Below are 21,257 nucleotides of genomic sequence, written 5' to 3' on the forward strand. Positions count from 1 at the left end.
GAACCCATAGTGTCTCGCGAGATTGCGGCAGAGGGTTGTGGTTCCGCTCCCCGCGAGACCGCTGACCGTGATGACTATGCCCCTCTTCGCCATGTTCATCGCCGGTTTCAGATGCTTGCCCTTACCTGCGCCTTCATGACCCTCCTCATGCACACCGGGCAGAGGTGTGGCATCGGCCTCTCGGGCCTCTTCTCGGTCTTGGCGAGCTTCCTCATGCCGCTAGGCCTCTCCCTCGGGATACCGTTGAGCGGCCTTCCGCACATGGCGCAGTGGGCGATCTTTGGCTTTCTCCTCTTGAAGTGAATGCTGACTCTCCCACCGGGAGTCCTCACGTACCTCTTCTTCCATGAACCTGACCTGTACATGGGCTTCATATCAACACCTCCTTGCTGAGATTTGTTTTTGGGTTGCCTTTTTAAGTTTTTAGCTCACGCCATATCGAGCAGCTTCCTGATTATGGAGCTGACGATGTAGGATGTGAGGATGTACCATCCAAGGAAACCGAGCTCGTTTGAGTGCAGGGCAGTGGCCCTGTGGAACCAGTCAACCAGGAAGAAGTTGAAGGGTATTTTAACTATTGCGGTCTCCACGTAGTAGCGTGCAAGCCACCCGTAGAAGATTATGAACATCGGGAAGCTAATGAGCATTGGCTTGAACATCGCGTCCTTCATGACCTCGTTCTGGAGCCTGAGCATCTCAAGCTGCTTCTGCTGAAGTTTCTTGATCTTCTTCTCGTCTTTCTTGGCCTGTGCCTCTTTCATCTCCGCCTGAAGCTCCCTGCTCATCTGCTGGAGCTTCTTCATCTTCTCCTGGTCAACGAAGTGCCTGTTGACGAAGGTGTAGAAAGTGCCCATGATTATTCCAAATATCGTGGCCACCCACAGGGGGCTCAAGCTTAACACTATCCCGCCGAATGCGGCATCCATGGCTTCGTATATTACCTCAAGCATATTTACCCACCGCCAGATCAAGTATTTTTACAAGCTCCTCCACGGCCTCCTCGAGACCCTTATCCTCGTGGTTCTCAATTATCTTGATGAGAGCATCCGAGTACATGGCATATACTATGGCTGCAGCTCTGTTAAGGTCCTGGTGGCGCTTTATCTGCTCCTCCGTCTCAACGTCCCTGTCCCTCTTGAGGTCACGGAGGCGCCTTCCTAGTATCTCGCTTGGGAACGCCTCGATTATGACTATGAAGTTGGGGTTTATCGTTTTTATAACGTCCTTCGGGAATCCAAGGAGGTAACCTAGGGGCGTTCGTATGGTGCAGTGGGTGTCGAGGATCACCGGCTCCTTCTCGGCAATCTCCCTGATCTTTTCCGCCGCCCTGAGCTGGAGCTTCTTCTGGACGTCAAGGCTTAGCTTCCTCATCTCATCCCTGTGCTTCACCAGCCCCTGCTTCACCGCCTCCTCAAACATCAAATCACCGAAGTTGAGGAGTCTGTACTCTACCCTGGCCCTCTCCATGGCGCGTCTTGTTATGGTGCTCTTTCCAACACCCGGAATACCCGTGATAACCACGACGAATGAAGGCATGAAGTCTCACCACCAACAAGATGAAATCATGAGGGGCCCTTTAAAAGTTTTCCATGGTCGCGGCAAATTGAAAATCCAAAGGGAGAAAAGGGAAAAGCTCACTGGAAGAGCTTGCGGAGCATCGGGAACATTTCGCTGACCTGCTCCCTTGCTATCTCTTCGTAGAACCTGTAGAGAATACCCACCGTCAGCAGTATTCCCGTTCCAGTACCGAGGGCACCCAACAGATCCGCTGTGACCGCCACTATGGCTATGGCGAGGGAGCCCATGAAGGTCACGTAGGGGATGTACTTGTTGAGCACCCTCTCCAGTATCCTCGGGTCCCTCCTGAAGCCCGGTATCTGCATACCTGCCCTCTGAAGCTGCCTTGAGATGCTCTTAGCGTCGAGACCCGTGAGCTCAACCCAGAGGTATCCGAAGAGTATGCTGAAGGCTATCGTCATGAGTGCGTAGCCGAGCAGGTGGGGCCAGCTCGTGACGCTAAGGATGTCCCTCGGGGGCCTCGTAAAGAGGACGAAGCCGCTTATCGGGTAGCCGTTCTGGTCGAAGGTTCCAAGTATCGGGTGGCCGAACCTCTCGAGCAATCTCGCCCATAGCTGGATGTTGGAGTAGAGGGCAAAGGTGAGGATGATGGGTATGTTGCTCACGTACATGAACCTTATCGGGTACCTTCCGCGGACGGTTACTCTACCGTAGCTGAGGGGTATCTCGACGCGCATGCTCTCGAGGTAAACGACGATGAGGAAGACTATTATTGTGGCTATGACGTTCCAGAGACCCGGGAGGTTGCCCCTGTAGAAGGCACCCCTGATGTCCCCGTGCATCAGGTACTGGAAGAACGCGGGTATTGCTCCCGCGAAGGCCTCATCTTGCGTCCCCGGGATGAAGTAGCCCGTTGCCTTGAGGGGGCTAAAGCTCCTCGTTATGACTGTCTGGGAGACACCCGCTGCGATGAACAGGCTTATACCGCTTCCAACCCCCCACTTACTCACGAGTTCATCCATTATCATGAGCATTACTCCACCGAAGGCCAGCTGGAGCGTCACGAGTATCGCCATACTCATCGCTAGGTCGGCTCCAACCTTACCGAAGGCACCCGCGAATACGTAGATAGCCGCCTCGAAGAAGCACATGAACACCGAGAACACCTTCTGGAGGGCCTGATAGAACCTCCTGTCCTCGGGGTTTGAAAGGTCGAGGGGCAGTATCTCGGAACCAACAAGAAGCTGCATAATGATTCCAGCGGTGACTATGGGACCTATACCGAGGGTGAGGATTGAACCACTCCTACCGGCGAGCACGAACCTGAGCGATGCGAAGTAGTCGGCAACCTGCTTGGGGATACCGTAGAGGGGTATCTCCGCGAGGATGAAGTATATCACGAGAACGACGCCCGTCCACGCAAGCTTCTCCTTAAGTGGAACGTGCCTCTTGGGCCTCTCAATCTCCGGAAATGCCCGTTCAATGGCGTATACGACTTCCCTTACTCCCATGTTTTACACCCCGGGGATTTTAAATAAAGAGAGAAATCAGGCGAGGAGGGCCTCTCCCCCGGCCTCCTCAATCCTCTCCTGGGCCTTCGGGGAGAAGGCGTAGGCCTTGATGATCAGAGGCCTGCTGAGCCTGCCGGTTCCGAGAACCTTGTCCGCGAACTGGGTGGTGTCAACGATTACCCTGCCGTCCTCCTCGTAGGCGTAGCCTATGGCCATGAGCTCATCGAGGTGCTCGTCTATGAACCTGAGGTTGACCGCCACGACCTCCCTCTGGACAGCCTTGGGCCTGTGGAAGCCGCGCTTTCCGAGGTGGTCGGGCATGTACTTGATGACCCAGGTCCACTTGGCCTTGCTCCTCTTTCCAGTTCCTGCCATTCCCTTACCGCCCTTGTGACCGCCGCCGCGGTGCTTCTTCTTGCATCCCCATCCGTGAGTGTGACTCCCGCGGAGCTTCCTCACTTTTTTCTTTCTCCTGATCATTGTAGACACCTCACATCATTCTCTCAAGGAGCTCGTTAATCTTCTCGCCGCGGTATCCGAGAGCCCCGCCCTCCTTGAAGGTCCTCTTGATGGTCTTGTGGCCACCCCTCGGCGGGTGGAGCCTGAAGACCGGCTTGAGGCCCTCAAGGTCGCTGAGCTTCATCTCGCCGTTCACTACCTTCTCGGCGAACTCCTCAATGCTCATCCCGAGCTTCTCCTGAACGTACTCGTCGGTGAGCCTTCTGTTGCCGCTGAGCCTGCCCCTCTTGCGGAGGAGCTTGGCGAGGGTCTCCCTGTCTATCTCGCCCCAGGTTATGTAGTCCTTTGCCTTCTGTATCATTCCCTTGTAGCTCGGGGTGTCGTCCACTATGACCATGTGGTTGACCTTGTGAAGGCGGAGCATCGCGAGGGTGTCCTTCACCTCTCTCCTCACACCGACTCTTCCCCTTACCCTAACTATAGCCACCTTTGCCATCTTTGCTCACCTCATAGCTCGAAGTTCTGTGACATCTCCCTACCGACGATTATGCCGTAGCGCTCCACCATGTCGGGCTGGATGGCAACGCGGTTGGTGTTGTAGAGGGCATCGAAGACTGCCTTGGCGAAGTTGACGGTAGTCCTCGTCTCACCGAGGGTCTGGGACCAGACGTCGTGGACACCTGCGAGGCTGAGTATCTTCTTGCCGACGTCACCTATGACCAGTCCGAGACCGCGCGGACCGGGCATGAGCTTGACCTTAACGCTACCCTCCTTACCCTCGACGGCGAAGGGTATTGAGTGCGGCCTCCTGCACCTGCACTCCCAGCTTCCACAGCCGCGCTTGATCTCAATGATGTTCATCTTGGCGTAGCTTATGGCCTTCCTTATGGCGATTCCAACTTCCCTTCCGTGACCTATTCCAAGGCCGACGTAGCCGTCCCTGTTGCCAACCGCTGCCAGAACCCTGAAGCGGATTCTCCTACCGCTGTCGGTCATCCTGACGGTGAGGGCTATGTCAAGGACCTCCTGGTTCTGCCTGTCGTTGACCTCGGGGAGGAGCACGTCAACTATCTCGGGCTCCTTTATCTGGTACCCCTTGCGGAATATCTCGTGGATGTCGGTGATCTGGCCCTCCTTGACGAGCTGGCCGAGCTTGGTCCTCGGCTGCCACTCCTCTAAAACCCTCTGAGCGTACTCATTCCAGTTCTGGCTCATCTCTCATCACTCCCCATACTTCTCCTCTATTCTCGCCTTCACTTCGTCGAAGTGCTCGGGGAGCCTCTCAGGCTCGAGGCCCTTGACGAGGTATCCCGAGAACTGCCTCCTGTAGAGGTTCTCGTCCTCCTCCTTGAGGGCCTTGGCGTACTCTGCGATGGTCTCTCCCCTGATCCTGTCGTCGCCCGGGTATATCTCCTCGCTGTGGGGGACGTCGAGGCCAGCGTCAACCGCACCCTTGAGGACAGCGAAGATGCTTGAGCCCCTCACGGGTGGGTTGAGTCCTATATCGAGGATTGCCTCCTCTATTCCGGCCTTCTTGGCCTTGTAGCCGAGGAGGAGCCCCACGAGGTAGGCGCTCGGCGTATTACCTCCATGGCCCTTCCAGCCGAATTCCCTCATGAGCTCCCTCGTGTGGGCCGAAACCAAAGTCCTGTCCCCCTCGGGAGCGTACACCACTATCTGGGCGATGTGGTGGTTGAGGCTCTTTCTCACAACGAGCCTCGGCTTCCCGGACTTGAGCATCGCAAGGCGCTTGTGATAGTTAGTCTTACCCTCTCTCCTCCTTCTGAATGGAACCCTATACCTTGGTCCGTGAGCCATTCATATCACCTCTTCAATATTCCTCTCTCTTCCATGAACAGGTAGAGCTGGTGCTTGCTCTTGAACTGTCCACCCTTGGCCCTTATGTAGAGGTTCCTGTAGGTGTGGGCGTCGAGCTTGCCCTCGGCCTTGAGCTTCCTCAGCTCCTTCCTGAGGGCCCTTATGGTCATTATCCAGCGCTCCTTCTTGCCCATCCTTGCTGTCTTCTTACCCTTCCTGCTTCCAGGACCGCGGTGGCGGCCCTTCTTCTTGGCCTCGAGTTTGACCTTAGTCCTGTACCTGTTCTGCCCCTTCATGGGCTTCTTCTTGATGACGCCCTCGTCTATGAGCCTTCTGATGTCCTCCCTTGTGATGGCCGCGGAGATATCCTCAAGTCTCTCCGGGTCAAACCAGACCCTGTTCTCGCCACACTTAAGGAGTTCAGCAGCGATTCTCCTCTGAGTCTTGAGCATGAGCTTCACCTCGCGTTAAGCACCTTAATACCCAATTCCTTAGCCCTCTCGACTATGAGCTCCCTCTTCTTCTTGCCGACGGTTGCCGCTATCCTCGCTGCCTGCCTGCTCGGGTCGAGAGCTTCGAGTTCTTTGACGTTGTGGACAAGGACGTCCTCGTAGCCGCTCGGGTGGAGACCGCGAACGAGCCTTGGTGAGCGCCAGCCTACGCTGACAAGGGCGGGCTTGCCCTTCCACTTCATCCTCATCTTGCTGTCAATTCCCTTGGGCCTGCGCCACTTGGGGTTGTTCTTGAAGCGTGGGTACCTCCACCACTCCTGCCTGCGGAATTCGGGCTTCTTCCTCTTGATCTTGGCCCTCAACCTTAAGAGTCTCGCTTTCTCCATCTCTCTCACCTCAGAACTTTATCGGCTTCCCGGCCTTCTCCACGATGTAGATACCATCCTGGAAGACCCTTCTATCCCTGCCCCTAACCTTCGTGGCCTGCTCGATGTTGGCAGCGGTCTGGCCGGCCTTCTCCCTGTCTATGCTTTCCACTATAAGCTCGCTTCCCATGACCTTGACGGTGACTCCCGGGAGTATCTTGGCCCTCCTGGGGGCGCGCTCACCGAGGAAGTTCTCGATGAGAACCTCGTCGCCCTGAACCTTGACGGTCATCGGGAAGTGGCTGTAGACTACCTTGAGCTTGTAGGTGAAGCCCTCGGTGACGCCCTTTATCATGTTGGCTATGTGGGCCTTGAAGGTCCTGGCTATGGCTATGTCCCTCCTCCTCGGGAACTCCTTGTAGACTATTACCTTGCCGTCCTCGGTGAAGATTTTAACGCCCGGGTACTTGAGCTCCCTCTCGAGCTCGCCCTTGGGGCCCTTGACCTTCACGACGTTACCGCTAACCTCAACGCTCACTCCCTCTGGAATCGCAACCTCTTCCTTTACCCACGCATCAACTGGCATCGCTCTCACCTCAGTAGACGTAAGCTATCAGCCTTCCACCGATGCCCTTCTCCCTGGCCTCCTTGTGGGTCATGAGACCCTGGGAGGTCGAGACGATGAGGAGGCCGAAGTCGAAGGCCGGGAGGAAGCGCTTCTCCCACTTCTCGTAGTCCCTCGCCTTAACGGGGAAGCGTGGCTTTATGGCACCGGTCCTGTTGATCTTTCCTATGAGCTGCACCCTGTAGATGCCGGCCCTTCCATCGTCAATGAACTCGAACTCGCCCACGTAGCCGTTCTCCTGCATGACGCGGAGAACCTCTCCTATGAGCTTGGAGGCCGGCTTTATGTAGACCTCCTTCTTTCCAACCCTCTCACTGTTCGTCATGTGTGATAATGCATTCGCCAACGGGTCAAGTAAAGTCATCTCCCACCACCTCACTCGTACTTCTTAAAGCCCAGCCTGGGGGCCATCTCTCTAAAGCAGTGCCTGCAGAGCATCAGTCCGTGTATCCTGATGACCGGGCCAAACTGGCCGCACCTAACACATCTCCTCGCGCCCTTACCAAACTTTCTCGGCTTTCTCTTGTTGTAATCGGCCTTCGCCATCCATCATCCCTCCACGATAACACCAAACTCCTCCTGCATGAACACGATACCCTCTTCCTTGGTGAGCTTGTGCTTGGTCGGGATGTGGTGCCTCCTCTTCCTCCTCTTGGCAACCCTGAATCCGGGCCTCTCGAGGGTAACGCAGACGTCCATACCGAAGATACCTATCTCCGGGTCGTACTCGACGCCGGGTATGTTGATGTGCTCGGCAATGCCGAAGCAGAGGTTTCCGTGCTCGTCGAAGTTGCTCGCCTTGACCTTGTTGTCAACTGCAGCGAGGAGCCTCTTCAGCATCTCGTAGGCCTTCTCGCCGCGGAGGGTGACCTTAACCGCTATCGGCTCTCCGCGCCTGATTCCAAAGTCCCTGTTGGTCTGCTTGGCCCTCCTCCTTATGGGCTTCTGGCCGACGAGGTTTTCGAGCATCGTCTCGGCCTTAGTTAAGCGCTCACCGCTCTCGCCAACGCCTATGTTAATCGTGACCTTCGCAATCCTGGGCTTTCTCATCGGGTGAGCTTCCCAGTCCTTCAATATGGCTTCCTTCATCTCGCTTCACCTCATGGCAGTGAAATCTTGGGGGAGTCCTTTCCAATAACGATGGCGTACTCCTTGAGGGTGTCGAAGAGCTCTCCCTCTTCGTCCTCGATGGTTATAACGTCCGGCCATCCAGCCGGGAAGTGCCTGACCTCAACTATCTTACCCTTCCTCGCGACGTTCTTACCCTGGGTAACGAAGACGTAGGCGCCGACCTCGAAGGGCAGTATCTCGACTATCTCGCGCTCCGGCATCTGCATTAGGAGCGTGTCGTAGGTGTGGTACTTGTCCTTGGTCTCGTCGGTAAGGGAGCTGAGCCTCACGAGGTGGTTGCTTCCGTCGTGGAGGTTGAGCTGTATGTGTCCGCCCTTGACCATGCGCTTGTTGTTTATCCTGAGGGGCTTGATCTTGGCCTCCTCCTCGCTTATCGGGTGGAGTATGAGCTTGCCTATCCTGTTGGGAAGAACGCGGTAGTGCTCTCCCGTGGCGGGGATGGAAACGACGTCCATGATACCCACGGGGAAGCGGTAGTCCTTCCTGACCTTGCCATCGACGAGGACCTTGCCCTCGTTGAGTATCTTCCTTGCCTCCCTTCCGGTCTTGGCGTAGCCGAGGTAGTCCCTGACTATGTAGAGGAGCGGTATTGAGGTTCTCATTGAGTGCGGGCCGGGGCTAGGCCTGACGGCCCACTTGTAGGTCTTTCTCTCGATGTACCAGGAAGTTGGAGCGGCAAGCCTCTTAAGGTGTCTCCTAGCTCCTTTCTTCGCCATATTCACGCCCTCCTCTCAATTATCTTCTTCCTTCTCTCATCGTCGAGGTTGAGCTCAACTATCATGACGTTGGACGGGTGAAGCGGGTAGAACACCTCTGTCCCGTTGACCTTCTTCTGGGTGACTCCCTCCACGTTTATGCGGTAGCGCTTGAGGTCAACCTCAACGACCTTACCCTCGTGGCCCTTGAAGTCGCCCCTCATGACCTTAACCTTGTCCCCCACCCTTACGGGCATGTTCCTCACGCTGAACTTCTCCCTGAGCTCCTTGCTCAGGGGGGCAGCCATTATCTTCTGCCTGAGGTGAAGGGGAGCATTGTAAAGGAACTTCCTCTGCTTCTTGGGCTGCTTACTCTTTATCTTCATCTCTCTCACCTCACAATATCGTGCTCGCTATGCTTCCGAGCCTGACCCACTTCTCGGCGGCCTCCCTCGCTATGGGGCCCCTGATCTCGGTTCCCCTGGGCACGCCCTCCGGGGTTGTCACGACGGCGGCGTTGTCCTCGAACTTAACGCGCATGCCGTCAAGCCTCTTGTACTCCTTCCTCTGCCTGACTATAATCGCTCTAACGACCTGGTGCCTTATGTCGGGCCTTCCCTTCTTGACCCTCGCTATGACCATGTCACCAACGCCGGCTGAAGCCAGCCTCCTCCTGGTGCCCTTGTAGCCAACGACGCCTATGATCTGGAGTATCTTGGCACCGCTGTTGTCGGCGCACTTGAGGTAGGCCCCAACGGGGAGAGCGCGGGTCGGTCTCACGGGGCTGAGTCCCCTGGTAGCACCTGCACCCTTCTTCGCCATGGTCTCACACCTCCTCGGCGCGCTTGGTTATGGCAACAACAACAAAGCTCTTTGTCTTGCTGAGCGGTCTGGTCTCCGCGATGAGCACCCTGTCACCAACCTTGGCGTCAATGCACTCTGGGTTGTAGGCGTGTATCCTGCTCCTCCTGAGCTCGTAACGCTCGTACTTCTTGAGGTAGCGGTAGTGCTGCATCTCAACCGTCACGCTCTTCTTGGCCTTGTCGCTCACGACCACTCCTTCCAGCACCCTGCCGTGGACCCTGGTGTGTCCGTGCCAGGGGCACTTGGGATCATTGCAAGTTTTCTCGGGGGCTTTCACACCCAATCCGATGTCTCTCATCTTCTCCACCTCTTTTTCAATCTCATCTCGGGTCTTCCAACCAGCTCCTTCCCATCCACTATGATTTTTCTATCGCCAGCTTCGAACTCCATCACGACCTGGTCCTTGGGAACGGTGTAGAGCCGTTCCCCCAGGATTTTGAGGGTGTTCTTCGTCTCGTCTATCACGTACCCCTCTATTCCGATAAACCCCAGATGAGGGCTTTTTATGACCTTCGCTTTGAGTCCTATGAGCTCGTGCCATATTAAGGTTTTCGGAGTCACTCTATCTCTATGAGGTCCTCTGAAAACCCAAGCTCCACTAGGAGTTTCTTGATCCTGTCCCTGTGGTCGCCCTGGAGCTCTATCCTTCCGTTCTTTGCGGTTCCGCCACATGCCAGCTTACCTTTGAGTGTTTTTGCAATCTTATCGAGGTCGAACTCCCTCTCGTCTATACCGTCAACGATGGTCTTGAGCTTCCCGTAGCGTCCCTTCTCGATGTACACCCTAATCCTCTGCTGCTCCTTCACGACCTCCTTGAACAACATCTCATCTATGGGGTTTACGATTCTCGGCATTACCTACCTCACCTTCTCTCCCTAAGCTTTTCATTCCTTATTGTGAGCAAACGGGCGAGGTCCCTCTTGAGGGACCTTATCTTCATGGGGTTCTCGAGGGAGGTCCCCATGGTGAGCATACCCCTCTCCTTGGCGAGTTCCATCCTGACTTCCTTGATCTTCTCGTTTATCTCCTCAAGGCTCATCTCCCTAATTTCACTGGGCTTCATTGCTCGCTCACCTCTTCAACGATTTCCTCCTTCTTCTCAAGGACCTCTATCTCGTCCGGGAGCTTCGCATCGGGTGGAAGTATGCTGACCTTGACGCCCATGACTCCGAGCTTGAGGATGGCTTGGGCGTAGCCCCTGCTAACGAGGGTTTCAGCCGGGTTTCCAACCTTGGCGAGGTAGCCCTGGTAGAAGCGGACGCTCTTGGCCCTCTCTCCCGTGAGCTTTCCGCTGATCCTTATCTCAACACCCCTGGCCCCGCCGCGGTTCATGATGGTCCTTATGGCGGAGTAGGCCGCCCTCCTGAAGTGTATGCCCCTCTCGAGGGCCTGGGCAAGCCTGACGGCCTGAACCTTGGCGTTGAGGTAGGGGTTCTTTATCTCCTCTACCTCGATCTGCGGGTTCTCGAGGTTGAACTGCCTCTCGAGTATCCTCGTGAGCTCCCTTATCCTTCTTCCGCCCCTACCTATGACGTAACCGGGGCTCTCGGCGAAGATCGTGACCTTGGTTCCAAGGGGGGTCTTCTTGATATCGAGGCCGCCATAGCCGGCCCTCCTGAGCTCCTTCTCAAGGTACTCGTCAATGAGCATTTCCTTAACGCCTTCCCTGATGAAGTATCTCTCTATTGCCATCTACTCACCCCCTAATCTCCTCAACCACTACCTCAAGGTGGGTGGTCTGCTGGTTGAACTGTGTGGCCCTTCCAAAGGCCCTCGGTATGTATCCCGGAAGCACTGGACCCCTATCGGCCTTGATGTGGATGATCCTGAGCCTGTCGGGGTCAAGACCCTTCTGCTCCGCGTTGTTCCTGACGTTGTGGAGGAGCTTGAGTACGGCCTTTGAGACCTTGACGGGGTACCTTCCGGGGCCGAAGCCCTTACCCCTCTTGTGGCCCTGGCTGTCGTTGAAGCGCCTCATGGGAACGGGCCTCTTGAGGGCTACGACGTCCTCGAGGTACCTGATGGCATCGTTGAGCATCATGCCCCTGATGGCGTTGCACACCTCAATGGAGTGCTTGGGGGATATCCTAAGGTCTCTCGCGAGGGCCCTCGCCATCCTCTCGGGGTCAAAATTTTGGAAGGAGTAGTTGCGCTTAACCATTCCCACTCACCTCACTTGACCGCTACGAACATTGATGACCTGGTGGCTCCAACACCCGGTGAGCCGTGCTGGACGATCTTCCTCGTGAGGGCGAACTCGCCGAGGTAGTGGCCGATCATCTCGGGCTTTATTTCGATGGGCACGAACTCCTTCCCGTTGTAGACGTGGATGGTCATGCCGACCATCTCGGGAAGGATGACCATGTCCCTGCTGTGGGTCCTTATGGGCTTCTTGTACTTGCCCTTCTTAGCCAGGCGAATCTTCCTGATGAGCTTCTTCTGGTCCTGCGTGAAGCCCCTCTTGAGGCTCCTCCTCTGCCTGCTCGGGAGGAGCTGGGCGACCTTATCGAGGGGCATGTTCATGAGCTCCTCAAGGCTATAACCGCGATAATAAAACTCCTTCTTCCTAGCCATCTTCCTTCACCTCACTTCCTCACTCCAGTCCTTCTCGCAGCTATGTGACCGACCTTCTGACCAGGAGCGGCTCTCCTTGCGACGGTGCTTGGCCTTCCGATGTGGTGCTCCTTACCACCGTGCGGGTGGTTGACCGCGTTCATCTTGACACCCCTCGGCTTCGGCCAGAACCTGTTGCGGGCCTTCATGATATAGTAGGCCTTTCCTGCCTTGACTATGGGCTTCTCGAGCCTACCGCCGCCGGCGGCAACTCCTATGGTGGCCCTGCAGTCAGGCTTGAAGTGCTTGAGCTCACCGCTCGGGAGCTGGACTATGACCCTGTCCTTCTCCCTGCTGACGACGAGGGCGTAGGTTCCTCCTGCCCTGACGTACTTTCCACCGTCGCCGGGGACGCCCTCGATGTCGTAAACGTAGCTTCCCTCGGGTATCTTTGAGAGCGGGAGCGTGTTGCCTATGGCTATCGGAGCTTCCGGTCCGATGTAAACCTCCTGACCGACGAGCACTCCCTCGGGGGCGATGATGAGCTTCTCGCTGCCGTCCTCAAACTTAACCCTCGCAACCGGGGCGGTCCTACCGGGGTCGTGGAGTATCTCCTTCACGACACCCCTGAGGGTCTTCTGCTGGGTCTTGTTGATGGGGAGGTACCTCACCCTACCCCTGTACCTGTGAGATGGAGCTCTAAAGGTGGGGCTTCCCTTTCCTCTCCTCTGTTGAATCAGACTCTTACCCATCTTCACTCACCTCAGAACAATCCTATCTTGGCGGCAATTTCACCCGCGCTGTACTCGGGCTTGAGCTTAACGTAGGCCTTCTTCTCTCCCCTGGCGGTTATGAGGGTGTTAACCTTCTCAACCTTGACGCCGTATATCTCTTCCACGGCCCTCTTGATGTCGCTCTTTGTAGCTCTCCTGTCAACTATGAAGGTAAGCTTGTTCTCGGTCTCGATCATCGAGACGGCCTTCTCTGTAACGACGGGCCTGACAATAACCTTGTAGACGTCCATCTCGCATCACCCGTATATCTCCCTTAACCTCTCGATGGCTCCCTTGGTCCAGATGGTGAGCCTTCCCGGGTGGGTACCCGGAGCGAGGAACTCGACGCCGAGGTTGTCAACCACAACAACGTCAACACCCGGGTGGTTCCTGGCACCCTGGATTATCCCCTCGTTCTTCGAAACGACGATGAGCGGGCCCTTGGCCTTCTTGTAGCGCCTTCCGCGCATCTTACCCTTACCTGCCCTTATCTTGGTGTTCTTCTTGGCCCTCTCGATGTCCGCCCAGACGCCGAGCTTCTTGAATATCTCCCTGGTCTCGGCCGTCCTTCCGATGGCCTCGAGGGCGTCCTCAACGACGAGCGGAACCTGCGGAAGGCCCTCTATGACGTGGCCCCTCTCCTTAACGATGTCGGCGTTTGCGGTGGCCGCTATGGCGCTCATGAGGGCAAGCCTGCGCTCCTTCTTGTTTATCCTCTCGGCGATGATCTTCTCGACCTTCGGCGGGTGGGTTCTCCTTCCGCCCCTGGCGAAGGGCACGAAGGCCGCGTACCTCGGAGAGGTCTTCATCCTCTTAACCCTGGCCATTCCATGGCCCTTTCCTATTGACTCGGCACTCGTTCTCTTGCCCGCCATGGGGTCGGTACCCCAGGGCTGTATCCTGTGGGTCCATGAGGCTATAACCGCCCTCCTTATGAGATCGGGCCTGAACGGGGTCTCAAAGACCTTTGGGAGCTCGATCTCCTCAACGGGCTCGCCGTTTAAAGAGTAAACGTGAACCTTCATCCTCCCTCACCTCACTGCTTTGACTCCCTACTAACGTAGGTTATCTGTGGTGCCTGAACCTCAGGCCTTCTCTGGGGTGGCCTTATGGCCGGCCTGAACCTAATTATCCTCTTGATTGAGCCCGGAAGGGTTCCGGCAATCATAAGGAAGTCGTTCCTGACAACTCCGTAGTGCGGGAAGCCGCCCTTCGGGGTTATCTCTATCTCCTCGTCGCCAAGCTTGAGCTTGCCGTTCTCCCCTATGCGAAGGAGCCTCTTGTTGTACTCGGTCCTGGTGTGGAAGCCCATCTGACCGGGCATGGGGACCGTCCACATGACCCTCGTCGGGTGCCACGGGCCTATTGAGGCAACCTTCCTCCTTCCCTTGCTGTCCTTGTGGGACCTGAGCTTGACGCCGAAGCGCTTGATGACGCCCTGGAAGCCCTTACCCTTGGTGACGGCTATGGCATCGAGGAGCTCTCCCTCCTTAAGAACCTCGCTGGCCCTTATCTCCTTGCCGAGGTAGTTCTTTATGTATTCGAACTTCGCAGCAACGTCGCTTCCGCCTATGGCGTATTCCATAACGTCGGGCTTCTTCTTGATCTTGGTGAGCCTCGGCTGGGTGTGAACGAGGGCCCTTATCTCAACGATCTCGCCGGCGTTTATCATTTCCTCAAGCTTGCCGAGCTTCTCCTGGAAGGCCTCCTCGTTGTAGTCCTTGGGGAGGGTCTTTATCCTCCTCTTGAGGTCGGGGTGAAGGTTGGGTGCCCAGACCTCAGTGGCCGTCTCAAGTCCGAGGTAGCCCTGCTTGTAGGCCCTGATTCCGTAGACCACCATGGGCGGAACTTCCACTATGGTGACGGGCATGAATATCTCCTTCCCGTTGGTGAGCCTTCCCGGCCAGTCGTCTATCATGAGCACGTGGGTCATTCCTGCCTTGTAGCCGGCAAAGCCGAGCAGTCTGGTCTCTTCTTCCTGGGGCCACTTGCGTATCCTTGGGACGATTTTCTTGGCCCTCTTCCTGGGAGCGAAGCCAAGTGAACCTCTCCTTGGTCTGCTAACTTTTCCCATCTCAATCCCTCCTTATGAAATTAAACACCGCCAGGGTCGCCATCACGGCTTCCTCTGTTCTGACGGTCTCCGTTTTTTGATTGGGAATTGTGTTGAGGATTAGATCAAATTCATAATCCTCATTCGAATCTCTCAGTATTTCCAGCACCCCTCTCCTCGGGGAGCCGAAGACAATCCCAACCTCCCCTTCGAGGCGGGGGCGTTTCCTTCTCACGTCCTCCCCGTTGCGGGAGGTGGCTATTACCTCATCGAGCCCAGCCCTTTCAAGGGCTTTTGCGAGGCTCTTTCGTGTTAGATGCACCCTGTACCCCCAGTACTCTTCGGGTTCTGCCGGGACGACCCTTAGGGGTTGCACCGACGTTACTTTGAACGTTCCGCGCCCTTTGGGCACGTCGCCCTGAACCCGTGCGAGTTCATCGAGGCCGATGTCCGCGAACCCCTTTTTAACTATTACGCCCTCCCGGATTTCCCCGGTGTGGGGTTCCCCCTTGAGCTTGTGGTGGGGCGTTCTCAGCGGGGGTATCACTCCCGCGTACTTCAGCTCGGGCCTTATGGGGAAGAGGTGCTTCCTGAGGTACTGGGGGGTTTCGGCATACTGCAGGACGAGCTTTATGAACTTGCCGTCCTTCCCGCCGGCGTTGTAAATCCAAATGTGCTCAACACCGAAGATTGATGCCGCCCTTGCTATCTGTCCGACCTTGTACGTCGCTATCTTCATGTCCCGTGTTTCCTCGAGGAGCGAATCTGGAATGAATATATGCCATGCCATTGTCTGTCACTGTCATCTCCATTATGGAAGCTGAAGGTGAGTAAAAGAGATTGATTTAAAAGGCTTTCGAACTCTTCCACCCTCAGAGGGCTTTCCCACCATGAAAAATTTTTGCAAAGAAGTTGGGTCAGCCGAAGAAGGCCCCCATCATGTCCATCTGCTCCTCGCTGAATGCTTTGACCTTGAACTCGGGCATCTTCCCGACCAGCTCTTCGTACTCCTCTGGAGAGACCTTCTCAACCTCACCGGCCTTAACGTGGAAGGCCCTAACGAGGTTCTCGGCCCTGTAGGCCACGAGGTATTCCTCGCTCTCTATCTCCTCCGCCTTGACGAATATCACGTTTCCTCCGGTGTAGGGCTTCCTGCACTTAAAGGGAAAGCTCGAGGAGTTGAGCATCGCATCCCCAAGGGCGGTGTTAGCCTTTTGACCGTTTATCTCCGTGAAAAACTTCTCACCCTCAAAGTCCCCCTCAACGACTATGAGGAACCTGCTCCCGTCGAGCTCAACCAGGGGCGCACCCTTCTTTTCGAGCGTTTCAAAGAGCTCTTCGATGGTTTCTGCATTTTTCAGACTCGCAACAAAACCTTCAATCTTCATAACGTTCACCTGCGGAGGGAGTTGGTCTGAGCGCTTAAAAGCTTGTCTATAAGGGCCTTCGCCTCCTCCAGATTCCTTGGAACGCCGAGCCCCAAGGCATGAAAGAGCTCCACCATCGGAGGCACGTCAAGATTGTGTTCCCTCAACAACCCCGGCTCAAGAACCTCCTCAGGCGGGCCCACCTTTATGACCCTTCCCCCGTCCATGAGTGCAATCCTGTCGCAGAGGGCAAGGTATTCCGCCTCGTGGGAAGCCAGAATAACCGTCTTCTCGCCCCTCAGGGACTCGATGATTTTTCTCACCATCGCCTTTCCCCTGAAGTCGAGGTTGGCAAATGGTTCATCGAAAACGAGGAGTTCAGGTTCCATGGCCAGTACGGTGGCTATGGCGACCCTCTTCTTCTCGCCGAAGCTGAGCTCCCGGACTTCCCTCTTGGCGTAGTTCTCCATCCCCACCGCCCTGAGCGCTCCAACTACCCTCTCCTCGAGCTCCTCCCCCCTGAGCCCGAGGTTGTAGGGGCCGAAGGCCACGTCCTCAAAAACCGTGGGCGAGAACAGCTGGTCGTTGGGGTCTTGGAACACAATCCCCACGAGCTTCCTGACCTCCCTCGGCTTCTTGACCGGGTTAAGGCCAAAAACCTGCACCGTGCCCTTCCTTGGCTTCAGGATTCCGTTGAGGTGAAGGATGAGCGTTGATTTTCCGGCTCCGTTCGGGCCGAGGAGGCCAAACACCTCGCCCCTCTCAACCTCGAGGTTCACCCCCTTCAGCACCTCACTCCCGTAGGAGAAGTGAAGCTCCCTGATTTCAACGGCCCTCAAAGAACCACCCCCAGCAGGAGGAGCAACGTGACAACAACCGGCTTGAGGGATAGGTTGTTTTCAAAGCGCGGGAACTCACCGTAGCCCCTTGAGAGCATGGCAGCGTAAACCCTCCCGCTCCTATGGTAGGCCCTCACAAAAATCTCTCCTATGAGTGAAGCGAGGAGGCGGTAGTACTCGAGACGGCCCACACCAAAGGCCCTGCTCTCAAGCGCCCTCCTCATTCTCGAGGCTTCCTCGGCGAAGAGGTCAATGTAGCGGTAGGTGAAGGCCACCGTTAGGACGAGAACCCTTGGGAAGTGCAGCCTCTCCATCTCGGCCAGGAGAACGGAAAAGCCCAGGGCGTTCGAGACCACTACCACCATGGCGGAGGATAGAAACGCCTTCGAGAGTAGGAGGAGGAAGGTATTCACACCCTCCCGGGTTATCGCGCCGAAGGGTGTGCTTAGAATGGCCACCCCCGGGTTGAAGAGCGCCGCCAGGAAGAGGAACCCCTCAAAACCGAGGAGGAACGTGAGGTGCCTGAAGGTTTCCCCCTTTGGGCGCAGAAGGAACACCATAATCCCAAGGAGGAGTGCGGGATAGGCAAGCTCCCCGAGGCTCCCCCGGGTCGCCACGACGAAAGAGTAGAGGAGGATAAGGGGAAGGTACAACCCCTCAAACCCCCTTTCCAATCCTTGCAAGGACGTAAACCACTCCAAACACAATTCCTATCCCTACCGCGCCCATGAGGAGGCTCTGTCCCCAGCTCTCACCGTAGTCGAGGGGAGCATGGTAGAGCGAGCTCTCCGTCAGCCCAAGGTGCTCCATGGTGGCCTCGAGTCCGTCGGGGTTCGACGATGCGAGGGGTATCGTGATGGCGAGTAATACTAATATTATGAATATGCCCTTCAAGACGGCCCTCATGCCGGCACACCCCCTACCTCCGGAAGCTTTGCCCTGAGCGCGTTAACCACAAAGAGCGTTATCACCGCCTCTCCAACGCCTATGAGGGCGTGGTAGCCCACCATGAGAGTGAGAACCTTCGTGAAGGGTATGCTGTGGCTGAGTCCTATCTCAACGCTGGCCAGCGCCGCGCCGAGAACCACTGCCAACCACGATGCGGCCCCTATTGCGAGGAGCTCGTTTACGCGCTTCAGCCTCGTGTATACCCAGTATCCGAGGAACGCCCCAAGTATTCCCATGTTAAGTATGTTGGCCCCTATGGCCGTGACGCCCCCATCGCCGAAGAGCAGCGTTTGGACGAGGAGGACGGCGCTCATTACCACAACGGCCGCGTACGGTCCCACAAGGACGCTCAGGAGAACGGCCCCGAGGAGATGCCCGCTAACGCCCCCAACTATGGGGAAGTTCACCATCTGGGCGGCGAAGACCCCCGCCCCGAGGAGACCGAGGAGCGGGATTCTCTCCTCGGGGAAGTCGCGGAGCTTTCTGAGGGAGTACGCAACCACCGCAACGGTTATCGCGTAGGTGGCCAGAGCCACGGGAAGGCTTAAGAGGCCATCAGGTATGTGCAACATATTCACCTCCTTTACTCGAACGGTGTCATCATTAGATAAAATAGTAGCACCAAATAAAAGCGTTTTTTAAACGCAATATTCCCAACCAAAGGTGTACATAGGCGATGGCCTTTTAAGCTCCGAGGAGGAGGTAGCATTATGCCGAACCTCCGGAGATGGGGAATGGTTCTAACGTTCTCCGTGCTCTCAGGCATCGTGGGCGGTCTAGGGGCGGTTTTCTTCAGGGTGCTGATTAGGTGGACCCACACTTTCTTCTTCGGGTTTATACTCCCCAACCTGACCATCCACTACCACGGCTACAACCTCGGCTATATCCTGCTCCCCGCCCTCGGGAGCATTCTCATAGCGCCCATAATAAAGTTCTGCCCATCCCTGAAGGGCAACGGCATCCCCGAGGTCATAGAGGCGGTGGTGTTCAGAAGGGGCCACATAGAGGGCCGTTTTTCCATTCTAAAGATAGTGGCCACCGCCGTGACGATAGGCTCGGGTGGCAGCGTTGGAAGGGAGGGCCCAATCGGCTTCATAGGGGCCGCCCTCTCCTCCCTCATGGGGCACTACTTCAAGCTAAAGCCCGAGATGAGAAAGCTGATAACCACGTGCGGCCTCGCCGCCGGGATAGCCGGAACGTTCAACACGCCCCTCGCAGGAGCCATGTTCGCGCTCGAGGTCGTTTACATGGGCGCCTTCTCCCTAAACCTCGTCCCCATATTCCTGGCGGCGGTAACTGGAAACGCGATCACCCTCGCCTTTCTGGGTCAGGCCTTCGAGGTTTCAATACCCTCTGCCCTCGGTCACACCCTACCCGAACTCCTCTTCTTCTCCCTGATGGGCTTCGTCCTGGGGCTCCTTGCGGCGGCCTACGTTAAAGCCCTCTACGCGTTGATGGAAAAGTTCGAGAGCTTAAACGCCCCGACTCCCCTGAAACTCGTTTTTGGAGGATTGAGCGTGGGTTTAATCGGGATGTTCTTCCCCAGCTACGGCATATTCGGCATCGGCTACGGGGGCATGGAGATGGCGATGGCGGGGAAGATAGGGGTAGCCCTCCTCCTGACCCTCGCCCTCGCCAAGATGACGGCAACGCTCCTAACGATTTCCTCGGGTCACAGCGGTGGGATATTCGCGCCGAGCCTGTACATAGGGGCCATGCTTGGGGCGGCGTTTGGTGAGTCAGTATTCATCCTCTTCCCCGGTCTTGGGGTTAACCCCTCCTCCTACGCGCTCGCCGGGATGGCGGCCTTCTTCAGCGGCATGACCCAGGCCCCCCTGACTCAGATACTCATGGTAACGGAGCTCACAAGGAGTTATTCGCTCCTCCCTGCGGTCATGACCTCCGCCACGCTGGGCTTCCTGACGGCGAGATTCCTCCTTGGAGGAGATTCCGTCTACACGCTCAAGCTCAAGAGGAAGGGACTCCACGTGAAGACCGGAAGGCCCCTCGTCCTCGAGATGATATCCGTGGGGGAGATAATGACCACGGAACCCGTCTTCGTCCATGAGTGGGACACCCTCTTCGACGTGGAGCACCTCGTTGCCGAGACGGGCCACGACTGCTTCCCGGTACTCAACGAGAACGGGGAGGTTGTGGGCATTGTGGGCGTCAAGGACTTCCTCAGGAAGCCCCCAACCATAAAAAAGCTCCCAGTAAGGCGGTTCCTCAGGAAGGAGTACGCGGTGACGTATCCATCGGAGACCGCCGAAGACGCCTTCGAAAAGCTGATGGCGCACGACCAGAACCTCTTACCAGTTGTTGACGAGGAAGGAAAGCTCTTGGGAGTGATAACGAAGAGGGACATCTACAAAGCCTACTACCGCGGTCTCGAGGGCATGTACATAGAATGAAAATGCTAAAGGGAGAGTGCGCCCATGATGTAGAAGAGGAGCTTTGCCGCGGTAAGTGCCGTCACGTCGCCGAGTTCAGTTCCCCCAGCCTCCATTATGTCAAAGCCGACCACTTCCTTGTTTTTAACGAGCCACTCTATGGCCTCCACCACGTCCCAGAAGGCCAGTCCCCCAGCCTCCGGAGTGCCCGTACTGGGCACCATCGAGAGGTCAAAGACGTCAATGTCAACCGAGAGGTACACGGGCTCCGGGAGGTCTTTCACGGCCTCAATGAAGCGCTCCAGCGAGTAGTGCCTCGCGTGAACCCACTCTATTCCCGCTTCCCTCGCGTACTCAACCTCGTCCTTCGTACCGCTCCGTATGCCGAACTCGGCCACGTTTATCCCGAGCTCGCTTATCCTCCTTGCCACGCAGGCGTGGTTCCATGGGTTACCCTCGTACTCATTCCTCAAATCGAGGTGGGCATCAAAGACGACGTAGCTGGCTGGTTTTAAGGCCTTAACGGGGCCGTAGGTCATTGAGTGCTCGCCGCCGAGGGTTACGGGTATCGCCGAGGGGTTGAGGACTTTTATCTCCTCGACTGTCTCTACCGCCCGTTTTATCGTCTCGTAGGGGTTTCCAGCGACTATAGCGAGGTCGCCCGCGTCGGCTATGGAGATGGTGGATAGGTCAACGTCGTAGTCGAGTATGTAGCTCTCGAGGTTGAGGGTGGCCTGCCTTATCAGCGTAGGCCCAAAACGCGTTCCCGGCTTGTAGGAGGTTGTGCCATCGAAGGGGATGCCCAGTATGACGAAATCAGCTTCCTCTATGGGGCTCATAGGGAACTCAAGCTTAAGGGTCTCGTAAGTGTAGAGCAGCTCCACAGTCATCACCGG

36 protein-coding genes and 1 pseudogene are annotated in these 21,257 nt (G+C 56.5%); 1 reads left to right on the forward strand and 36 read right to left on the reverse strand.

Features of this window, described 5'->3' with window-relative positions; genetic code table 11:
* The 35 genes and pseudogenes from PFER_RS12420 to PFER_RS05185 all read right to left on the reverse strand — a co-directional run.
* Positions 1 to 93, reverse strand: a pseudogene (locus PFER_RS12420) ((d)CMP kinase); the annotation flags it as partial.
* 14 nt (positions 94 to 107) lie between these two features.
* Positions 108 to 374, reverse strand: coding sequence for a 50S ribosomal protein L34e (locus PFER_RS05020; protein WP_048149429.1), 267 nt, complete (start codon positions 372 to 374; stop codon positions 108 to 110).
* Between the two features lie 54 nt (positions 375 to 428).
* Positions 429 to 950 carry an EMC3/TMCO1 family protein gene (locus PFER_RS05025; RefSeq protein ID WP_048149431.1) on the reverse strand — a complete coding sequence of 174 codons (522 nt, stop codon included), beginning with the start codon at positions 948 to 950 and terminating at the stop codon, positions 429 to 431.
* Complete coding sequence (locus PFER_RS05030) at positions 943 to 1,536, reverse strand: adenylate kinase (protein WP_048149433.1); 594 nt, start codon at positions 1,534 to 1,536, stop codon at positions 943 to 945. The genes PFER_RS05025 and PFER_RS05030 overlap by 8 nt, the downstream gene beginning before the upstream one ends.
* Positions 1,537 to 1,634: 98 nt before the next feature.
* Positions 1,635 to 3,029: a preprotein translocase subunit SecY gene (gene secY / locus PFER_RS05035; RefSeq protein WP_048149434.1), complete on the reverse strand. Its 1,395-nt coding sequence runs from the start codon at positions 3,027 to 3,029 to the stop codon at positions 1,635 to 1,637.
* Positions 3,030 to 3,065: 36 nt separating this feature from the next.
* Positions 3,066 to 3,509, reverse strand: coding sequence for an uL15m family ribosomal protein (locus tag PFER_RS05040; RefSeq protein WP_048149436.1), 444 nt, complete (start codon positions 3,507 to 3,509; stop codon positions 3,066 to 3,068).
* Between the two features lie 10 nt (positions 3,510 to 3,519).
* Entirely contained in the window at positions 3,520 to 3,984 is a 465-nt protein-coding gene (locus PFER_RS05045; RefSeq protein WP_048149438.1) for a 50S ribosomal protein L30, read from the reverse strand.
* 11 nt (positions 3,985 to 3,995) lie between these two features.
* Positions 3,996 to 4,703: a 30S ribosomal protein S5 gene (gene rpsE, locus PFER_RS05050; protein WP_048149440.1), complete on the reverse strand. Its 708-nt coding sequence runs from the start codon at positions 4,701 to 4,703 to the stop codon at positions 3,996 to 3,998.
* Between the two features lie 6 nt (positions 4,704 to 4,709).
* Positions 4,710 to 5,306: a 50S ribosomal protein L18 gene (locus PFER_RS05055; RefSeq protein ID WP_048149441.1), complete on the reverse strand. Its 597-nt coding sequence runs from the start codon at positions 5,304 to 5,306 to the stop codon at positions 4,710 to 4,712.
* A 5-nt stretch (positions 5,307 to 5,311) separates the two neighbouring features.
* Positions 5,312 to 5,758: a 50S ribosomal protein L19e gene (locus PFER_RS05060; RefSeq protein ID WP_048149443.1), complete on the reverse strand. Its 447-nt coding sequence runs from the start codon at positions 5,756 to 5,758 to the stop codon at positions 5,312 to 5,314.
* 5 nt (positions 5,759 to 5,763) lie between these two features.
* Positions 5,764 to 6,144 carry a 50S ribosomal protein L32e gene (locus PFER_RS05065; RefSeq protein ID WP_048149447.1) on the reverse strand — a complete coding sequence of 127 codons (381 nt, stop codon included), beginning with the start codon at positions 6,142 to 6,144 and terminating at the stop codon, positions 5,764 to 5,766.
* 10 nt (positions 6,145 to 6,154) lie between these two features.
* A complete protein-coding gene (locus PFER_RS05070; protein WP_048149449.1) occupies positions 6,155 to 6,709 on the reverse strand; it encodes a 50S ribosomal protein L6 in 555 nt (184 codons plus the stop codon).
* 10 nt (positions 6,710 to 6,719) lie between these two features.
* Positions 6,720 to 7,112 (reverse strand): 30S ribosomal protein S8, encoded by a 393-nt coding sequence (locus PFER_RS05075; protein WP_048149451.1) that lies wholly within the window; start codon positions 7,110 to 7,112, stop codon positions 6,720 to 6,722.
* A gap of 11 nt (positions 7,113 to 7,123) precedes the next feature.
* Complete coding sequence (locus PFER_RS05080; protein WP_048149452.1) at positions 7,124 to 7,294, reverse strand: 30S ribosomal protein S14; 171 nt, start codon at positions 7,292 to 7,294, stop codon at positions 7,124 to 7,126.
* A 3-nt stretch (positions 7,295 to 7,297) separates the two neighbouring features.
* The gene (locus PFER_RS05085) at positions 7,298 to 7,837 is read right to left on the reverse strand and encodes a 50S ribosomal protein L5 (RefSeq protein ID WP_048149455.1); all 540 of its coding nucleotides are present in this window, start codon (positions 7,835 to 7,837) and stop codon (positions 7,298 to 7,300) included.
* A gap of 11 nt (positions 7,838 to 7,848) precedes the next feature.
* Positions 7,849 to 8,595, reverse strand: coding sequence for a 30S ribosomal protein S4e (locus PFER_RS05090; RefSeq protein ID WP_048149457.1), 747 nt, complete (start codon positions 8,593 to 8,595; stop codon positions 7,849 to 7,851).
* 2 nt (positions 8,596 to 8,597) lie between these two features.
* The gene (gene rplX, locus PFER_RS05095; RefSeq protein WP_048149459.1) at positions 8,598 to 8,960 is read right to left on the reverse strand and encodes a 50S ribosomal protein L24; all 363 of its coding nucleotides are present in this window, start codon (positions 8,958 to 8,960) and stop codon (positions 8,598 to 8,600) included.
* A 10-nt stretch (positions 8,961 to 8,970) separates the two neighbouring features.
* Positions 8,971 to 9,396: a 50S ribosomal protein L14 gene (locus PFER_RS05100; RefSeq protein WP_048149462.1), complete on the reverse strand. Its 426-nt coding sequence runs from the start codon at positions 9,394 to 9,396 to the stop codon at positions 8,971 to 8,973.
* A 4-nt stretch (positions 9,397 to 9,400) separates the two neighbouring features.
* Positions 9,401 to 9,736, reverse strand: a complete 336-nt coding sequence (locus tag PFER_RS05105; RefSeq protein ID WP_048149465.1) for a 30S ribosomal protein S17 — start codon at positions 9,734 to 9,736, stop codon at positions 9,401 to 9,403.
* Entirely contained in the window at positions 9,733 to 10,110 is a 378-nt protein-coding gene (locus PFER_RS05110; RefSeq protein ID WP_157255099.1) for a ribonuclease P protein component 1, read from the reverse strand. The genes PFER_RS05105 and PFER_RS05110 overlap by 4 nt, the downstream gene beginning before the upstream one ends.
* Positions 9,996 to 10,292: a stress response translation initiation inhibitor YciH gene (yciH, locus tag PFER_RS05115; protein ID WP_048149469.1), complete on the reverse strand. Its 297-nt coding sequence runs from the start codon at positions 10,290 to 10,292 to the stop codon at positions 9,996 to 9,998. The genes PFER_RS05110 and yciH overlap by 115 nt, the downstream gene beginning before the upstream one ends.
* Positions 10,293 to 10,300: 8 nt before the next feature.
* Positions 10,301 to 10,501 carry a 50S ribosomal protein L29 gene (rpmC, locus tag PFER_RS05120; RefSeq protein WP_048149471.1) on the reverse strand — a complete coding sequence of 67 codons (201 nt, stop codon included), beginning with the start codon at positions 10,499 to 10,501 and terminating at the stop codon, positions 10,301 to 10,303.
* The gene (locus PFER_RS05125; RefSeq protein ID WP_048149473.1) at positions 10,498 to 11,130 is read right to left on the reverse strand and encodes a 30S ribosomal protein S3; all 633 of its coding nucleotides are present in this window, start codon (positions 11,128 to 11,130) and stop codon (positions 10,498 to 10,500) included. Before PFER_RS05125 ends, rpmC begins: the two co-directional genes overlap by 4 nt.
* A gap of 4 nt (positions 11,131 to 11,134) precedes the next feature.
* On the reverse strand, positions 11,135 to 11,599 hold the full coding sequence (locus PFER_RS05130) for a 50S ribosomal protein L22 (RefSeq protein WP_048149475.1): 465 nt from the start codon (positions 11,597 to 11,599) through the stop codon (positions 11,135 to 11,137).
* A gap of 11 nt (positions 11,600 to 11,610) precedes the next feature.
* The gene (locus PFER_RS05135) at positions 11,611 to 12,012 is read right to left on the reverse strand and encodes a 30S ribosomal protein S19 (protein ID WP_048149477.1); all 402 of its coding nucleotides are present in this window, start codon (positions 12,010 to 12,012) and stop codon (positions 11,611 to 11,613) included.
* Positions 12,013 to 12,023: 11 nt separating this feature from the next.
* On the reverse strand, positions 12,024 to 12,743 hold the full coding sequence (locus tag PFER_RS05140; RefSeq protein ID WP_048149479.1) for a 50S ribosomal protein L2: 720 nt from the start codon (positions 12,741 to 12,743) through the stop codon (positions 12,024 to 12,026).
* Positions 12,744 to 12,754: 11 nt separating this feature from the next.
* Positions 12,755 to 13,015 (reverse strand): 50S ribosomal protein L23, encoded by a 261-nt coding sequence (locus PFER_RS05145; protein ID WP_048149480.1) that lies wholly within the window; start codon positions 13,013 to 13,015, stop codon positions 12,755 to 12,757.
* A gap of 6 nt (positions 13,016 to 13,021) precedes the next feature.
* Positions 13,022 to 13,789, reverse strand: coding sequence for a 50S ribosomal protein L4 (gene rpl4p / locus PFER_RS05150; RefSeq protein WP_048149481.1), 768 nt, complete (start codon positions 13,787 to 13,789; stop codon positions 13,022 to 13,024).
* 11 nt (positions 13,790 to 13,800) lie between these two features.
* Complete coding sequence (locus tag PFER_RS05155; RefSeq protein WP_048149482.1) at positions 13,801 to 14,838, reverse strand: 50S ribosomal protein L3; 1,038 nt, start codon at positions 14,836 to 14,838, stop codon at positions 13,801 to 13,803.
* A 1-nt stretch (position 14,839) separates the two neighbouring features.
* Positions 14,840 to 15,607: a putative RNA uridine N3 methyltransferase gene (locus PFER_RS05160; RefSeq protein ID WP_048149484.1), complete on the reverse strand. Its 768-nt coding sequence runs from the start codon at positions 15,605 to 15,607 to the stop codon at positions 14,840 to 14,842.
* Positions 15,608 to 15,734: 127 nt separating this feature from the next.
* Complete coding sequence (locus PFER_RS05165) at positions 15,735 to 16,205, reverse strand: hypothetical protein (protein WP_048149485.1); 471 nt, start codon at positions 16,203 to 16,205, stop codon at positions 15,735 to 15,737.
* A 5-nt stretch (positions 16,206 to 16,210) separates the two neighbouring features.
* Complete coding sequence (locus tag PFER_RS05170) at positions 16,211 to 17,023, reverse strand: energy-coupling factor ABC transporter ATP-binding protein (RefSeq protein WP_048149486.1); 813 nt, start codon at positions 17,021 to 17,023, stop codon at positions 16,211 to 16,213.
* Positions 17,020 to 17,676 (reverse strand): energy-coupling factor transporter transmembrane component T family protein, encoded by a 657-nt coding sequence (locus PFER_RS05175; protein WP_048149488.1) that lies wholly within the window; start codon positions 17,674 to 17,676, stop codon positions 17,020 to 17,022. The genes PFER_RS05170 and PFER_RS05175 overlap by 4 nt, the downstream gene beginning before the upstream one ends.
* A 4-nt stretch (positions 17,677 to 17,680) precedes the next feature.
* Positions 17,681 to 17,929: a cobalt transporter gene (locus tag PFER_RS05180; protein ID WP_048149490.1), complete on the reverse strand. Its 249-nt coding sequence runs from the start codon at positions 17,927 to 17,929 to the stop codon at positions 17,681 to 17,683.
* Positions 17,926 to 18,540: an energy-coupling factor ABC transporter permease gene (locus PFER_RS05185; RefSeq protein WP_048150257.1), complete on the reverse strand. Its 615-nt coding sequence runs from the start codon at positions 18,538 to 18,540 to the stop codon at positions 17,926 to 17,928. The genes PFER_RS05180 and PFER_RS05185 overlap by 4 nt, the downstream gene beginning before the upstream one ends.
* A 141-nt stretch (positions 18,541 to 18,681) precedes the next feature.
* Here PFER_RS05185 and PFER_RS05190 point away from each other — a divergent pair, with 141 nt between their 5' ends.
* Complete coding sequence (locus PFER_RS05190) at positions 18,682 to 20,382, forward strand: chloride channel protein (protein WP_048149492.1); 1,701 nt, start codon at positions 18,682 to 18,684, stop codon at positions 20,380 to 20,382.
* Between the two features lie 5 nt (positions 20,383 to 20,387).
* Here the strand turns inward: PFER_RS05190 and speB are convergent, their stop codons facing one another.
* Positions 20,388 to 21,245 carry an agmatinase gene (gene speB / locus PFER_RS05195; protein ID WP_048149494.1) on the reverse strand — a complete coding sequence of 286 codons (858 nt, stop codon included), beginning with the start codon at positions 21,243 to 21,245 and terminating at the stop codon, positions 20,388 to 20,390.
* Positions 21,246 to 21,257: the final 12 nt, after the last annotated feature.

This window comes from Palaeococcus ferrophilus DSM 13482, assembly GCF_000966265.1.
In the GTDB taxonomy this organism is placed as follows: Archaea; Methanobacteriota_B; Thermococci; order Thermococcales; family Thermococcaceae; genus Palaeococcus; species Palaeococcus ferrophilus.

Bases quoted from the DNA above. Each gene is read 5' to 3' on its own strand.
- PFER_RS05020 (WP_048149429.1), bottom strand. From the start codon at position 374: ATGAAGCCCATGTACAGGTCAGGTTCATGGAAGAAGAGGTACGTGAGG.
- PFER_RS05025 (WP_048149431.1), bottom strand. From the start codon at position 950: ATGCTTGAGGTAATATACGAAGCCATGGATGCCGCATTCGGCGGGATA.
- PFER_RS05030 (WP_048149433.1), bottom strand. From the start codon at position 1,536: ATGCCTTCATTCGTCGTGGTTATCACGGGTATTCCGGGTGTTGGAAAG.
- secY (WP_048149434.1), bottom strand. From the start codon at position 3,029: ATGGGAGTAAGGGAAGTCGTATACGCCATTGAACGGGCATTTCCGGAG.
- PFER_RS05040 (WP_048149436.1), bottom strand. From the start codon at position 3,509: ATGATCAGGAGAAAGAAAAAAGTGAGGAAGCTCCGCGGGAGTCACACT.
- PFER_RS05045 (WP_048149438.1), bottom strand. From the start codon at position 3,984: ATGGCAAAGGTGGCTATAGTTAGGGTAAGGGGAAGAGTCGGTGTGAGG.
- rpsE (WP_048149440.1), bottom strand. From the start codon at position 4,703: ATGAGCCAGAACTGGAATGAGTACGCTCAGAGGGTTTTAGAGGAGTGG.
- PFER_RS05055 (WP_048149441.1), bottom strand. From the start codon at position 5,306: ATGGCTCACGGACCAAGGTATAGGGTTCCATTCAGAAGGAGGAGAGAG.
- PFER_RS05060 (WP_048149443.1), bottom strand. From the start codon at position 5,758: ATGCTCAAGACTCAGAGGAGAATCGCTGCTGAACTCCTTAAGTGTGGC.
- PFER_RS05065 (WP_048149447.1), bottom strand. From the start codon at position 6,144: ATGGAGAAAGCGAGACTCTTAAGGTTGAGGGCCAAGATCAAGAGGAAG.
- PFER_RS05070 (WP_048149449.1), bottom strand. From the start codon at position 6,709: ATGCCAGTTGATGCGTGGGTAAAGGAAGAGGTTGCGATTCCAGAGGGA.
- PFER_RS05075 (WP_048149451.1), bottom strand. From the start codon at position 7,112: ATGACTTTACTTGACCCGTTGGCGAATGCATTATCACACATGACGAAC.
- PFER_RS05080 (WP_048149452.1), bottom strand. From the start codon at position 7,294: ATGGCGAAGGCCGATTACAACAAGAGAAAGCCGAGAAAGTTTGGTAAG.
- PFER_RS05085 (WP_048149455.1), bottom strand. From the start codon at position 7,837: ATGAAGGAAGCCATATTGAAGGACTGGGAAGCTCACCCGATGAGAAAG.
- PFER_RS05090 (WP_048149457.1), bottom strand. From the start codon at position 8,595: ATGGCGAAGAAAGGAGCTAGGAGACACCTTAAGAGGCTTGCCGCTCCA.
- rplX (WP_048149459.1), bottom strand. From the start codon at position 8,960: ATGAAGATAAAGAGTAAGCAGCCCAAGAAGCAGAGGAAGTTCCTTTAC.
- PFER_RS05100 (WP_048149462.1), bottom strand. From the start codon at position 9,396: ATGGCGAAGAAGGGTGCAGGTGCTACCAGGGGACTCAGCCCCGTGAGA.
- PFER_RS05105 (WP_048149465.1), bottom strand. From the start codon at position 9,736: ATGAGAGACATCGGATTGGGTGTGAAAGCCCCCGAGAAAACTTGCAAT.
- PFER_RS05110 (WP_157255099.1), bottom strand. From the start codon at position 10,110: ATGTGGCGGAACCGCAAAGAACGGAAGGATAGAGCTCCAGGGCGACCA.
- yciH (WP_048149469.1), bottom strand. From the start codon at position 10,292: ATGCCGAGAATCGTAAACCCCATAGATGAGATGTTGTTCAAGGAGGTC.
- rpmC (WP_048149471.1), bottom strand. From the start codon at position 10,501: ATGAAGCCCAGTGAAATTAGGGAGATGAGCCTTGAGGAGATAAACGAG.
- PFER_RS05125 (WP_048149473.1), bottom strand. From the start codon at position 11,130: ATGGCAATAGAGAGATACTTCATCAGGGAAGGCGTTAAGGAAATGCTC.
- PFER_RS05130 (WP_048149475.1), bottom strand. From the start codon at position 11,599: ATGGTTAAGCGCAACTACTCCTTCCAAAATTTTGACCCCGAGAGGATG.
- PFER_RS05135 (WP_048149477.1), bottom strand. From the start codon at position 12,012: ATGGCTAGGAAGAAGGAGTTTTATTATCGCGGTTATAGCCTTGAGGAG.
- PFER_RS05140 (WP_048149479.1), bottom strand. From the start codon at position 12,743: ATGGGTAAGAGTCTGATTCAACAGAGGAGAGGAAAGGGAAGCCCCACC.
- PFER_RS05145 (WP_048149480.1), bottom strand. From the start codon at position 13,015: ATGGACGTCTACAAGGTTATTGTCAGGCCCGTCGTTACAGAGAAGGCC.
- rpl4p (WP_048149481.1), bottom strand. From the start codon at position 13,789: ATGAAGGTTCACGTTTACTCTTTAAACGGCGAGCCCGTTGAGGAGATC.
- PFER_RS05155 (WP_048149482.1), bottom strand. From the start codon at position 14,838: ATGGGAAAAGTTAGCAGACCAAGGAGAGGTTCACTTGGCTTCGCTCCC.
- PFER_RS05160 (WP_048149484.1), bottom strand. From the start codon at position 15,607: ATGGCATGGCATATATTCATTCCAGATTCGCTCCTCGAGGAAACACGG.
- PFER_RS05165 (WP_048149485.1), bottom strand. From the start codon at position 16,205: ATGAAGATTGAAGGTTTTGTTGCGAGTCTGAAAAATGCAGAAACCATC.
- PFER_RS05180 (WP_048149490.1), bottom strand. From the start codon at position 17,929: ATGAGGGCCGTCTTGAAGGGCATATTCATAATATTAGTATTACTCGCC.
- PFER_RS05190 (WP_048149492.1), top strand. From the start codon at position 18,682: ATGCCGAACCTCCGGAGATGGGGAATGGTTCTAACGTTCTCCGTGCTC.